This window comes from Klebsiella sp. JN_Kp126 (genome assembly GCF_033843325.1).
Taxonomy (GTDB): Bacteria; Pseudomonadota; Gammaproteobacteria; order Enterobacterales; family Enterobacteriaceae; genus Klebsiella; species Klebsiella michiganensis.
On record NZ_JAWXQV010000104.1, the window covers coordinates 30902 to 44172 of the forward strand.

Annotated in this window: 12 protein-coding genes; 11 read left to right on the plus strand and 1 reads right to left on the minus strand. The window is 52.1% G+C overall.

Translation table 11 applies throughout. The features are described 5' to 3' along the window. Positions 1-109: 109 nt before the first annotated feature. The 8 genes from accB (at position 110) to fis (ending at position 7122) form a co-directional block, all read left to right on the plus strand. The gene (accB, locus tag SIK97_RS29425) at positions 110-583 is read left to right on the plus strand and encodes an acetyl-CoA carboxylase biotin carboxyl carrier protein (protein WP_004125844.1); all 474 of its coding nucleotides are present in this window, start codon (positions 110-112) and stop codon (positions 581-583) included. A 10-nt stretch (positions 584-593) separates the two neighbouring features. Next, complete coding sequence (gene accC, locus SIK97_RS29430) at positions 594-1943, plus strand: acetyl-CoA carboxylase biotin carboxylase subunit (RefSeq protein ID WP_004125846.1); 1350 nt, start codon at positions 594-596, stop codon at positions 1941-1943. Positions 1944-2053: 110 nt separating this feature from the next. After that, positions 2054-2296: a YhdT family protein gene (locus SIK97_RS29435; RefSeq protein WP_004125848.1), complete on the plus strand. Its 243-nt coding sequence runs from the start codon at positions 2054-2056 to the stop codon at positions 2294-2296. Beyond that, a complete protein-coding gene (panF, locus tag SIK97_RS29440) occupies positions 2286-3737 on the plus strand; it encodes a sodium/pantothenate symporter (protein WP_032751512.1) in 1452 nt (483 codons plus the stop codon). The genes SIK97_RS29435 and panF overlap by 11 nt, the downstream gene beginning before the upstream one ends. A gap of 11 nt (positions 3738-3748) precedes the next feature. Beyond that, positions 3749-4630 carry a 50S ribosomal protein L11 methyltransferase gene (gene prmA / locus SIK97_RS29445; RefSeq protein WP_057173578.1) on the plus strand — a complete coding sequence of 294 codons (882 nt, stop codon included), beginning with the start codon at positions 3749-3751 and terminating at the stop codon, positions 4628-4630. Between the two features lie 136 nt (positions 4631-4766). Beyond that, on the plus strand, positions 4767-5507 hold the full coding sequence (locus tag SIK97_RS29450) for a carbonic anhydrase (RefSeq protein WP_004854712.1): 741 nt from the start codon (positions 4767-4769) through the stop codon (positions 5505-5507). Between the two features lie 328 nt (positions 5508-5835). Next, complete coding sequence (gene dusB / locus SIK97_RS29455; protein WP_014227023.1) at positions 5836-6801, plus strand: tRNA dihydrouridine synthase DusB; 966 nt, start codon at positions 5836-5838, stop codon at positions 6799-6801. Positions 6802-6825: 24 nt separating this feature from the next. Then, complete coding sequence (gene fis, locus SIK97_RS29460) at positions 6826-7122, plus strand: DNA-binding transcriptional regulator Fis (RefSeq protein ID WP_000462905.1); 297 nt, start codon at positions 6826-6828, stop codon at positions 7120-7122. Positions 7123-7195: 73 nt separating this feature from the next. Here fis and envR read toward each other — a convergent pair whose 3' ends face one another. Next, positions 7196-7837: an acrEF/envCD operon transcriptional regulator gene (gene envR, locus SIK97_RS29465; RefSeq protein ID WP_032751517.1), complete on the minus strand. Its 642-nt coding sequence runs from the start codon at positions 7835-7837 to the stop codon at positions 7196-7198. 378 nt (positions 7838-8215) lie between these two features. Between envR and SIK97_RS29470 the strand changes: the two genes are divergently transcribed. From SIK97_RS29470 to SIK97_RS29480, 3 genes are all read left to right on the plus strand, one after another. Beyond that, positions 8216-9355 (plus strand): efflux RND transporter periplasmic adaptor subunit, encoded by a 1140-nt coding sequence (locus SIK97_RS29470; protein WP_049102748.1) that lies wholly within the window; start codon positions 8216-8218, stop codon positions 9353-9355. Between the two features lie 13 nt (positions 9356-9368). Then, complete coding sequence (locus SIK97_RS29475) at positions 9369-12479, plus strand: efflux RND transporter permease subunit (protein WP_014227025.1); 3111 nt, start codon at positions 9369-9371, stop codon at positions 12477-12479. A gap of 268 nt (positions 12480-12747) precedes the next feature. Continuing rightward, positions 12748-12969, plus strand: a complete 222-nt coding sequence (locus SIK97_RS29480; protein WP_032751522.1) for a hypothetical protein — start codon at positions 12748-12750, stop codon at positions 12967-12969. Positions 12970-13271 lie beyond the last annotated feature (302 nt).

The window sequence follows — 13271 nt, forward strand, 5'->3', positions numbered from 1 at the left end:
GGCTTCTGAAGAAGCGCGGCGTCTTGCAACAGCAGTAATTCATATGCTTTACAGACGGTGCTAACACGCCTGTCACAATCACACTAAACAAAGAGTACGGAACCCACTCATGGATATTCGTAAGATTAAAAAACTGATCGAGCTGGTTGAAGAATCAGGCATCTCCGAACTGGAAATTTCTGAAGGCGAAGAGTCTGTACGCATCAGCCGTGCCGCGCCAAACGCAGGTTTCCCGGTGATGCAACAGGCTTACGCCGCACCGATGATGCAGCAACAGCCAGCGCTGTCTAACGCAGTCGCCTCTGCGGCAACGCCAGCAATGGAAGCCCCTGCGGCAGCGGAAATCAGTGGCCACATCGTACGTTCCCCAATGGTTGGTACTTTCTACCGCACCCCGAGCCCGGACGCGAAAGCCTTCATCGAAATCGGTCAGAAAGTTAACGCGGGCGATACCCTGTGCATCGTTGAAGCCATGAAAATGATGAACCAGATCGAAGCCGATAAATCCGGCGTGGTGAAAGCCATTCTGGTCGAAAGTGGTCAACCGGTAGAATTTGACGAGCCACTGGTCGTCATCGAATAACGAGGCGAACATGCTGGATAAAATTGTTATCGCCAACCGCGGCGAGATTGCATTGCGTATCCTGCGTGCCTGTAAAGAACTGGGCATCAAGACCGTTGCTGTGCACTCAACGGCGGATCGCGATTTAAAACACGTATTGTTAGCGGATGAGACGGTCTGTATCGGCCCGGCTCCGTCCGTAAAAAGCTACCTCAATATCCCGGCGATTATCAGCGCTGCTGAAATCACCGGCGCGGTGGCTATTCACCCGGGTTACGGATTTTTGTCCGAAAACGCAAACTTCGCTGAGCAGGTTGAGCGTTCCGGCTTTATCTTTATCGGCCCGAAAGCTGACACAATCCGCCTGATGGGCGACAAAGTGTCTGCGATCACCGCGATGAAGAAAGCGGGCGTTCCGACCGTACCGGGCTCTGATGGCCCGCTGGGCGAAGATATGGACGTTAACCGCGCCCATGCAAAACGCATTGGCTACCCGGTGATTATCAAAGCCTCCGGCGGCGGCGGCGGTCGCGGTATGCGCGTTGTGCGCAGCGATGCTGAGCTGGCGCAATCCATCTCCATGACCAAAGCGGAAGCCAAAGCCGCGTTTAACAACGACATGGTGTATATGGAGAAATACCTGGAGAATCCTCGTCACATCGAGATCCAGGTACTGGCTGACGGTCAGGGTAACGCTATCTATCTGGCTGAGCGCGACTGCTCCATGCAGCGTCGTCACCAGAAAGTGGTCGAAGAGGCGCCAGCGCCGGGCATTACGCCGGAACTGCGTCGCTATATCGGCGAGCGTTGCTCCAAAGCGTGCGTCGATATCGGCTATCGCGGCGCGGGTACTTTTGAGTTCCTGTTCGAAAACGGCGAGTTCTATTTCATCGAAATGAACACCCGTATTCAGGTTGAGCACCCGGTAACCGAAATGATCACCGGCGTCGACCTGATTAAAGAGCAGCTGCGCATCGCAGCCGGCCAGCCGCTGTCCATCAAGCAGGAAGAAGTTGTGGTTAAAGGCCATGCGGTGGAATGCCGTATCAACGCCGAAGACCCGAACACCTTCCTGCCGAGCCCGGGTAAAATTACCCGCTTCCACGCGCCGGGCGGTTTTGGCGTGCGCTGGGAGTCTCATATCTACGCGGGCTACACCGTGCCTCCGTACTATGACTCAATGATCGGTAAGCTGATCTGCTATGGCGAAAACCGTGATGTCGCGATTGCCCGCATGAAAAATGCGCTGCAGGAGCTGATTATCGATGGCATCAAAACCAACGTTGATCTGCAGATTCGCATCATGAACGACGAGCATTTCCAGAATGGTGGCACCAATATCCACTATCTGGAGAAAAAACTCGGATTGCAGGAGAAGTAATTCTGCCATCGCTGCAAAAGGCCGGATAATCCGGCCTTTTTTCTTTTTCTCTCCTCTCCTCTTTTCCATGCGGTACAATCCCCGCTTTCTTTATCCTCAAGGGACAAAAAATGGACAAACGCTTTGTTCAGGCCCATAAAGAGGCGCGCTGGGCGCTGTGGCTAACCCTTCTCTATCTTGCGGCCTGGCTGGCTGCCGCCTATCTGCCGGGCGTCGGTATTGGCCTAACCGGCCTGCCGCACTGGTTCGAAATGGCCTGCCTGCTGGTACCGCTGGTGTTTATTCTGCTGTGCTGGGCGATGGTAAAAGTTATCTATCGCGATATTCCTCTGGAGGATGACGATGCAGCTTGAAGTCATACTGCCGCTTATCGCCTACCTGCTGGTGGTGTTTGCTCTCTCCATCTATGCAATGCGTAAGCGCGCAACGGGTTCCTTCCTGAACGAATATTTCCTCGGCAGCCGCTCGATGGGCGGCATTGTATTAGCCATGACGCTTACCGCTACCTATATCAGCGCCAGTTCGTTTATAGGCGGCCCCGGCGCGGCCTATAAATATGGCCTCGGCTGGGTGCTTCTGGCGATGATCCAACTTCCGGCGATCTGGCTTTCTTTGGGGATTTTGGGTAAGAAATTTGCCATTCTGGCGCGCCGCTATAATGCCGTAACCCTGAACGATATGCTCTTTGCCCGCTACCAAAGCCGTCTGCTGGTCTGGCTCGCGAGCCTGAGCCTTCTGGTGGCGTTTGTCGGGGCAATGACGGTGCAGTTCATCGGCGGGGCGCGGTTGCTGGAAACCGCAGCGGGTATTCCCTACGAAACCGGTCTGCTAATTTTTGGCGTGAGTATCGCGCTCTATACCGCGTTCGGCGGTTTTCGTGCCAGCGTCCTCAACGACACGCTCCAGGGAATGGTGATGCTGGTCGGCACTATCGTCCTGCTGGTTGGCGTCGTTCATGCGGCGGGCGGGCTACATAATGCGGTTGAAACCCTGCAAACCATCGATCCTAAGCTGGTTTCCCCGCAGGGGGCTGATGACATTCTTTCCCCCACCTTTATGACCTCCTTCTGGGTGCTGGTCTGCTTCGGGGTAATTGGCCTGCCGCACACCGCCGTTCGCTGCATCTCCTATAAAGACAGCAAAGCGGTGCACCGGGGAATTATCATTGGCACCATCGTGGTGGCGATCCTGATGTTTGGGATGCATCTTGCGGGTGCGTTAGGCCGGGCGGTGATCCCGGATCTAACGGTGCCGGATCTGGTCATCCCGACGCTCATGGTGAAAGTATTGCCGCCCTTTGCCGCCGGGATCTTCCTCGCCGCGCCGATGGCCGCCATTATGTCGACGATCAACGCCCAACTGCTACAAAGTTCCGCTACGATCATTAAAGATCTGTATCTGAATCTGCGCCCCGAGCAGATAACAAATGAAGCCCGGTTGAAGCGGATGTCGGCAACGATCACCTTGCTGCTGGGCGCTTTACTGCTGCTGGCAGCCTGGCGTCCGCCTGAGATGATTATCTGGCTCAACTTGCTGGCGTTCGGTGGCCTGGAGGCCGTGTTCTTATGGCCGCTGGTGCTGGGCCTGTACTGGGAACGCGCGAACGCGAAAGGGGCGTTGAGCGCGATGATCGTCGGCGGCGTACTCTATGCCATACTCGCCACTTTTAATCTGCAGTACCTGGGCTTCCATCCGATAGTGCCCGCGTTGCTGTTAAGCTTATTGGCTTTCCTGGTCGGAAACCGGTTCGGTACCTCCGCCCCGCAAGCCGCCGTATTGACTACTGATAAATAAAGAGTTTTGCCATGCCATGGATCCAACTGAAACTGAACACTACCGGCGCGAACGCGGAAGAGCTGAGCGATGCGCTAATGGAAGCGGGTTCCGTTTCCATTACTTTCCAGGATACGCACGACACGCCGGTATTCGAACCTCTGCCGGGCGAAACCCGTCTGTGGGGCGATACTGACGTTATCGGCCTGTTTGACGCCGAGACCGATATGAAAGAAGTGATTGCGATGCTGGAGCAGAATCCGCTGCTGGGCGCCGATTTCGTGCATAAAATCGAACAACTGGAAGACAAGGACTGGGAGCGCGAATGGATGGATAACTTCCACCCTATGTGCTTCGGTAAACGCCTGTGGATCTGCCCGAGCTGGCGCGATGTGCCGGATGAAAACGCCGTTAACGTGATGCTCGACCCGGGCCTGGCGTTTGGTACCGGTACACATCCCACCACGGCAATGTGCCTGCAGTGGCTGGATGGCCTCGATCTCGCGGGCAAAACGATTATCGATTTTGGCTGCGGCTCAGGCATTCTGGCCATTGCGGCATTAAAGCTGGGCGCCGCGAAAGCTATCGGTATTGATATCGACCCGCAGGCCATTCAGGCCAGCCGCGATAATGCCGAGCGTAACGGGGTTTCTGAACGCCTGGAACTCTATCTGCCTAAAGATCAGCCAGAGGCGATGAAAGCCGATGTGGTGGTCGCAAACATTCTGGCCGGCCCATTACGCGAACTGGCTCCGCTTATCAGCGTGCTGCCGGTTACAGGCGGTCAGCTGGGGCTTTCCGGCATCCTTGCCAGCCAGGCGGAAAGCGTTTGTGAAGCGTACGCCGATCTCTTTAACCTCGATCCCGTCGTGGAGAAAGAGGAGTGGTGCCGGATCACCGGTTATAAAAAGTAATCTCCCTGTGGCCTCATCGCAGGCCACCGCTTTTCGCGCTTTCTGTACAAAATCATTCGCTCAATGAGAATAAGATGATGCGGTAACGTATTGTAGTTACCAATAAAATCATAAATTTATTCATTGGACGAATGATATGAAAACAACTTTAGGCAAGGCGGCATTACTGGCGTTAAGCATGATGCCCGTTACGGTTTTCGCTTCCCACTGGAGCTATGAAGGCGAAGGTTCGCCGGAACACTGGGGGGCGCTCAATGAGGAGTACAAAACCTGTCAAAATGGCATGAATCAATCCCCTATCAACATCGATACCACGTTTAAGACACACCTTTCACCGCTGGATACGCACTACATCGATGGCCCCATTACGCTCATCAACAATGGTCACACTATCCAGGCGGGGTTAAAGACCACAACAGCGGATACCGTTACGATTGACGGTACGCCATTTACCCTTCAGCAGTTCCATTTTCATGCCCCGAGCGAAAACACCGTTCACGGTAAGCACTATGCGATGGAGATGCATCTGGTACATAAAAGCGCTCAAGGCGCCGTTGCCGTCGTGGCGGTGATGTTCGACCAGGGCGCGGAAAATAGCGAACTGAACAAACTGTGGGCCACCATGCCCGAGAAAGCCGATCAGACGGCTAAAATCGTCACCCAAATGGATCTCAACGCCCTTCTTCCCGCAGACAAGACATACTGGCGTTTCAGCGGCTCCCTGACCACGCCGCCTTGCTCCGAGGGGGTAACCTGGATTGTGCTTAAACATCCCCTGACACTTTCATCAGCGCAGCTGGCAAAATTTAGCCACGCTATGCATCACGATAACAATCGTCCGATACAGCCGCTGAATGGTCGCGTGGTCATAGAATAAACATCAGCTGTGCTTCACGATCATGTTCTGAAATGAGAGCCAACTCACATAAAGCCAAGGTAATTTGCTGATTTCTTCAGCAGATTATCTTGCCCGTTCCCTGTGCCGGGAAGAAAAAATGAGAAGTTAGACAAAATTATATGTGTAGATAAATTCATCACATGTTTTTAATGCAATGATTTATATAGCTAATTATTCATGTACACTGACCTGCAAGGCGATTCTTTGATCCACCGCAGAGGATTGCTCAAAGTTTGGCCTTTCATCTCGTGCAAAAAATGCGTAATATACGCCGCCTTGCAGTCACAGTATGGTCATTTCTTAACTCATGCGCATCGGACACTACCAGCTCAGGAATCGACTCATCGCAGCGCCTATGGCTGGCATTACTGACAGACCATTCCGCACGTTGTGTTACGAGATGGGAGCAGGATTGACCGTATCCGAGATGATGTCCTCCAACCCGCAGGTTTGGGAGAGCGACAAGTCACGCTTACGGATGGTGCACGTTGATGAGCCCGGTATTCGTACCGTGCAAATCGCCGGTAGCGTACCGGAAGAGATGGCTGCAGCCGCCCGTATTAACGTGGAAAGCGGCGCCCAAATTATTGATATCAATATGGGATGCCCGGCTAAAAAAGTGAATCGAAAGCTTGCAGGTTCAGCCCTCTTGCAGTACCCCGAGCAGGTGAAGTCTATCCTGACGGCGGTCGTCAAAGCAGTGGACGTTCCCGTAACTCTCAAGATTCGCACCGGTTGGGAACCGGAACACCGTAACTGTGTAGAAATTGCCCAACTGGCTGAAGAATGTGGCATTCAGGCTCTGACTATTCACGGACGCACGCGCGCCTGTTTGTTTAACGGAGATGCTGAGTACGACAGTATTCGGGCAGTTAAGCAGAAAGTTTCCATTCCGGTTATCGCGAATGGTGACATTACTGACCCGCTTAAAGCCAGAGCTGTGCTCGACTATACGGGGGCAGATGCCCTTATGATAGGCCGTGCAGCTCAGGGAAGACCCTGGATCTTTCGGGAAATCCAGCACTATCTGGACACTGGAGAGCTGCTGCCGCCGCTGCCCCTGGCAGAGGTTAAGCGCTTGCTTTGTGCACACGTTCGGGAACTGCATGGCTTTTATGGCCAGGCAAAAGGGTACCGAATCGCACGCAAACACGTATCCTGGTATCTGCAGGAACACGCTCCAGATGACCAGTTTCGGCGCACATTCAACGCCATAGAAGATTCCAGCGAACAGCTGGAGGCGTTGGAGGCATACTTCGAAAATTTTGCGTAATAGAAATAAAGAGCTGACAGAACTATGTTCGAACAACGCGTAAATTCTGACGTACTGACCGTTTCTACCGTTAACTCTCAGGATCAGGTAACTCAAAAGCCCCTGCGTGACTCGGTTAAACAGGCACTGAAGAACTATTTTGCTCAACTGAACGGTCAGGATGTTAATGACCTGTATGAGCTGGTACTGGCTGAAGTAGAACAGCCCCTGTTGGACATGGTGATGCAATACACCCGCGGTAACCAGACCCGTGCTGCCCTGATGATGGGCATCAACCGTGGTACTCTGCGTAAAAAATTGAAAAAATACGGCATGAACTGATACTAATCAGTTAAATGTTTGATATAAAAGGCGCTCTTCGGCATGGGGAAGCGCCTTTTTTATTACATGAATTTTAATGGCTGGCTATCGTCTGCCGCCCATTAGCCCCGCAAAGGATCGACATAATATTATCAACCAGGGCGGGTGCCTGGCGATACAGATCGAATTGCCCGGGCTCCACCAGCCAGTTTTTAATAATACCGGTAAATGCGCTGTGTAATACAATTAATGAAATTTCAACATTGGTTTCCACTGGCAATAATCCGTTACGAATACAGAGCTGCAAAATGCTGCGAATAATCGGATAGCTAAAACCAATTCTCTTGCGAATCTCAGCTTCCGGCATCATGTCGCTGGAAAACTCACACTTCTGATACAGAATTTGCATTAAGGCACGTTGACGGGGATTATTAGCGATATATTGTAAGCCAATAATAAATTTCTCTCGTAGCGTGCTGAGCGGATCCTGATCGTCTTTAAGGTTAAATTCATGCTGAAGCAGGTCGCGTAGCGGCAGCTGCTGTTGCCACATTTCATTAAACAGCTCAGCTTTGCTTGCAAAGTGCCAGTACACCGCTCCGCGCGTCACGCCAGCAGCATCAGCGATATCGGCTAAGGTCGTGCTGGTCACGCCACGTAAGGCAAACTGCTGAATGGCAGACTCAATCAGAAGCTGCCGCGTCTTTAACGCATCTTCTTTCGTTCTTCTGGGCATACGGTGCTCCACTCAACGCCAGATTGAGAGTATGGGGAAATCGCTGGATACCTATAAACCTAACATCTGACAATCAATATTGTTTAGCAAAAATACAGATGAGTTAAATCTCAAACGTCCTCCAATAAATACACCGCAAGAATAATTAAGATAAATACATTCATATATTAAATATCAATGTAAGCAAATTTTAATTTAAGTTCATTCTAAAAACATTATTCCTGATATTTTGTTTTTACGTGCCTTGCTGATGGCTAAAAAATAACTATGTCTTACATCCATCGTTTTTTATTTGTAGGATAACAAACCGCATTTTAATTCATTATTTCTTGCACAGATTCGTGGCCATGCCTGGCTCATAATCTATAAGGAACAGCAATGACACCTCATGTCAGGGTTACACTTTTATCCAGCCTTATCATCCCGGCCATCCTGCTCAGCGGTTGCGATAATTCAGGCGATCGGCAACCGCATGCGCAGATACCTCAGGTCTCCGTTTATGTCGTACACAGCGCGCCGCTGTCCGTCACCACGGAGCTACCTGGCCGCACATCAGCCTACCGCGTCGCGGAAGTCCGCCCGCAGGTCAGCGGGATTATCCTGCACCGTAACTTTGTCGAAGGTAGCGATGTCACCGCTGGACAGTCTCTTTATCAAATCGATCCGGCGACCTATCAGGCGGCTTACAACAGCACAAAAGGTGATGAAGCGAAAGCAGAAGCCGCGGCGGCTATCGCCCACTTAACGGTAAAACGCTACGCGCCTCTTCTCGGCACAAAATATATCAGCCAGCAAGAATACGATCAGGCGGTGGCGACCGCGCGCCAGGCCGATGCCGATGTTATTGCCGCAAAGGCAGCCGTGGAAAGCGCGCGTATTAACCTGGCGTACACAAAAGTGACGTCGCCAATCAGCGGCCGCATCGGCAAATCCAGCGTGACCGAAGGTGCCCTGGTGACAAATGGTCAGGCTGACGCGATGGCGACGGTACAGCAGCTCGATCCCATTTATGTGGATGTCACTGAATCCAGTAATGATTTCATGCGCCTGAAACAGGAAAGCCTGCAGCACGGCAGTGACACCAAAAGCGTGCAGTTGATTATGGAAAACGGAAAACCTTATGCGCTTCAGGGCACGCTGCAGTTCTCTGACGTCACGGTAGATGAGAGCACCGGCTCTATTACGCTTCGCGCCATCTTCCCCAACCCACAGCACGCTCTGCTGCCAGGGATGTTTGTTCGCGCCCGTATTGATGAGGGCGTTTCACCGGATGCCATTCTCGTTCCTCAGCAGGGAGTCACCCGGACGCCGCGCGGCGATGCCAGCGTGATGCTCGTTAATGATAAAAACCAGGTGGAAACGCGAGCCGTCACAGCCTCACAGGCGATTGGCGATAAGTGGTTAATCACGAGCGGTCTGAAAGCCGGTGAAAAGGTTATCGTCAGCGGTCTGCAGAAAGTACGTCCCGGCGTCACCGTGAAGGCCGAAGAGGATACCGCGACGTCCGTCGCGCAATAAGGTACGAATCCCTATGTCTAAGTTTTTTATCCATCGACCGGTCTTCGCCTGGGTGCTGGCGATCATCATGATGATTGCCGGTGGCCTCGCAATTATGCAGCTACCGATTGCACAATACCCGACTATCGCGCCGCCAGCGGTGGCCATCTCCGCAACCTATCCAGGTGCGGACGCACAAACCGTTCAGGATACGGTGACTCAGGTTATCGAACAGAACATGAACGGTATCGATAATCTGATGTACATGTCCTCAACCAGCGATTCCGCAGGCGGCGTTACCATCACCCTGACCTTTAAATCAGGTACGGATCCGGATATTGCGCAAGTTCAGGTGCAGAATAAACTGCAGCTGGCGACGCCGCTTCTTCCTCAGGAAGTACAGCAGCAGGGGATTAGCGTCGAGAAATCAAGCAGTAGTTTCCTGATGGTTGCCGGATTCATCTCCGATAACACGAGCACCACTCAGGATGATATATCCGACTACGTTGCATCGAACGTCAAAGATACCATCAGCCGCCTTAACGGCGTCGGCGATGTACAGCTCTTCGGCGCGCAGTATGCCATGCGCGTCTGGCTGGACGGTAATCTCCTGAATAAGTACAACCTCACGCCTGTCGACGTCATTAACCAACTGCAGGTACAGAACGATCAGATTGCAGCAGGCCAGCTTGGCGGTACGCCGGCCCTTAAAGGGCAGCAGCTAAATGCATCCATTATTGCTCAGACGCGACTGAAGGATCCGGCAGAGTTTGGCAAAGTGACTTTGCGCGTGAACGCGGATGGCTCAGTGGTACACCTGAAAGATGTGGCACGTATTGAGCTGGGAGGTGAAAACTACAACGTTGTCGCAAAAATCAATGGAAAACCGGCTTCAGGACTGGGAATTAAGCTCGCTACCGGCGCCAATGCCCTCGATACCGCCGCCGCGATTAAAGCGAAGCTTGCCGAACTGCAGCCGTACTTCCCGCAGGGGATGAAGGTCGTCTATCCCTACGACACTACGCCGTTTGTGAAAATCTCTATTCATGAGGTTGTGAAGACGCTGTTTGAAGCGATTATCCTCGTCTTCCTGGTGATGTATCTGTTCTTACAGAATATCCGGGCCACGCTGATCCCCACCATTGCGGTTCCGGTCGTCCTGCTCGGGACCTTTGCCGTACTGGCGATGTTCGGTTACTCCATCAATACGCTAACGATGTTTGGCATGGTGCTGGCAATAGGCCTTCTGGTCGACGATGCTATCGTGGTGGTGGAAAACGTCGAACGCGTCATGGTAGAAGAGAAGCTTCCCCCCAAAGAAGCGACGGAAAAATCAATGTCGCAAATTCAGGGGGCGCTGGTCGGCATTGCCATGGTGCTATCGGCAGTGTTTGTCCCGATGGCCTTCTTTGGCGGCTCTACGGGGGCGATCTATCGGCAATTTTCTATCACCATCGTCTCCGCCATGGCGCTGTCCGTACTGGTCGCGCTGATCCTGACCCCCGCGCTTTGTGCCACATTACTGAAACCTGCATCAGCCGATCATCATGAGAAAAAAGGATTTTTTGGCTGGTTTAATGCGAAATTCGATCGTAGCGTGAACCACTACACTAACAGCGTCAGCGGGATCCTGCGCTGTACCGGACGCTACCTGATCATCTATTTGCTGATCGTTGTGGGTATGGCCGTCCTGTTTATGCGCCTGCCCACCTCCTTCTTGCCGGATGAGGATCAGGGGGTATTTATGACCATGATCCAGCTTCCTTCAGGCGCAACGCAGGAACGCACGCAAAAGGTTCTTGATACGGTTACCGATTACTATCTGCATAAAGAGAAGGCGAATGTTGAAAGCGTCTTTACCGTTAACGGCTTTAGCTTTAGCGGTCAGGGTCAAAACTCCGGTATGGCGTTTGTCAGCCTGAAGCCATGGGAAGAACGCAGTGGCGCAGAGAATGGCGTTGAGGCAATCATCAAACGTGCGACCGTTGCCTTCAGTCAGATTAAAGATGCTATGGTCTTTCCTTTCAATCTGCCGGCAATTATCGAACTGGGTACGGCGACCGGTTTTGACTTTGAGCTTATCGATCAGGGTAACCTTGGCCATAGCGCGTTAACCCTGGCCCGTAATCAACTTCTGGGTATGGTGAGAGAGCATCCTGACCAGCTGGTACGCGTTCGCCCCAACGGGCTCGAAGACACGCCGCAATTTAAGCTGGATGTTGATCAGGAGAAAGCTCAGGCTCTGGGGATTTCGCTATCCGATATCAATGAAACCATTTCCGCGGCGCTAGGGGGTTACTACGTCAACGACTTTATTGACCATGGACGAGTGAAAAAAGTCTACGTTCAGGCCGATGCAAAATTCCGTATGCTGCCGAGCGATATCAATAATATGTACGTCCGCAGCGCGAATGGCGAAATGGTTCCGTTCTCCGCCTTTGTCACCTCACGCTGGGTTTATGGTTCACCGCGCCTGGAGCGCTATAATGGCTTACCCTCTATGGAAGTTTTGGGTGAAGCTGCTCCGGGGAAAAGTACCGGCGATGCGATGATTTTAATGGAGCAGTTAGCCAGCAAGCTTCCTGCCGGTATTGGTTACGACTGGACGGGAATGTCCTATCAAGAACGTTTATCCGGTAACCAGGCGCCCGCGCTCTATGCCATTTCGCTTATTGTTGTCTTTCTGTGTCTTGCGGCGCTTTATGAAAGTTGGTCTATTCCTTTCTCCGTCATGCTCGTCGTTCCATTAGGGGTAGTTGGTGCATTACTGGCGGCGTCGTTACGCGGGCTTAATAATGACGTTTATTTCCAGGTGGGCTTATTAACAACTATCGGCCTCTCTGCGAAAAACGCGATTCTTATCGTGGAGTTTGCGAAAGACCTGATGGATAAAGAAGGCAAAGGAATTATCGAAGCCACACTTGAAGCATCGCGTATGCGTTTACGCCCTATCCTGATGACTTCGCTGGCCTTTATCCTCGGGGTTCTGCCTCTGGTTATTAGCCATGGAGCCGGCAGCGGCGCCCAAAATGCGGTCGGTACCGGCGTTATGGGCGGAATGCTGACGGCAACATTACTGGCGATCTTCTTTGTTCCTGTCTTCTTCGTCGTGGTAAGACGCCGCTTTACGAAACACGCAGAGTAAATATGTTTTTCTAAAGGCACCTTTCAGGTGCCTTTTTTTCGTCTGCGTTTCGATAACTATCCTGATGATATTAAATATATTTATTGCTGCGGTACCCAATACACATTATTTCCCCATAGTTATCTGGATTTCTTCATGATATTTACGTTACTCATAAATTGAGATTATTTACTCTAGCGGCCCCCCATATTGCTGATGATAAAATAAACCGTTCCGCGCAGGTACGGGTTCTCCAATACAGCGAAGCGGATTATTTAGAGGTAATATCATGAATAAAGTTATTCTAGTGGCATTGCTGGCAACGCTACTCGCCGGCTGTGCACATGACTCTCCGTGTGTACCGGTCTATGATTCTGAAGGCAGATTAGTGCACACCAATACCTGTATGAAAGGAACGACCCAGGATAACTGGGAAACCGCCGGCGCGATTGCCGGGGGCGCAGCTGCCGTTGCTGGCCTGACGCTCGGCATCGTGGCGTTGACTCGTTAATTCCTTTCTTTTCTCTGCCATGACAGGTGCCGGAGCGAGCTCCGGCACCGCTTTTCCCGAAGGTAAGCTCCACAATGCTTAAACTGCAATACCGGCAGCTGAAGCTCGGGAAACGATCCTTTAGATAAGATCAAATGGGCAAATTGTCATTGCCAGGTCTGGTATAAATGGATATTTTCGCAGCAGCACAAACGCAAAAAGCCCATCCTGACGGATGGGCTTTTCACTTATTTGATGCCTGGCAATGCCCTACTCTCACATGGGGAGACCCCACACTACCATCGGCGCTACGGCGTTTCACT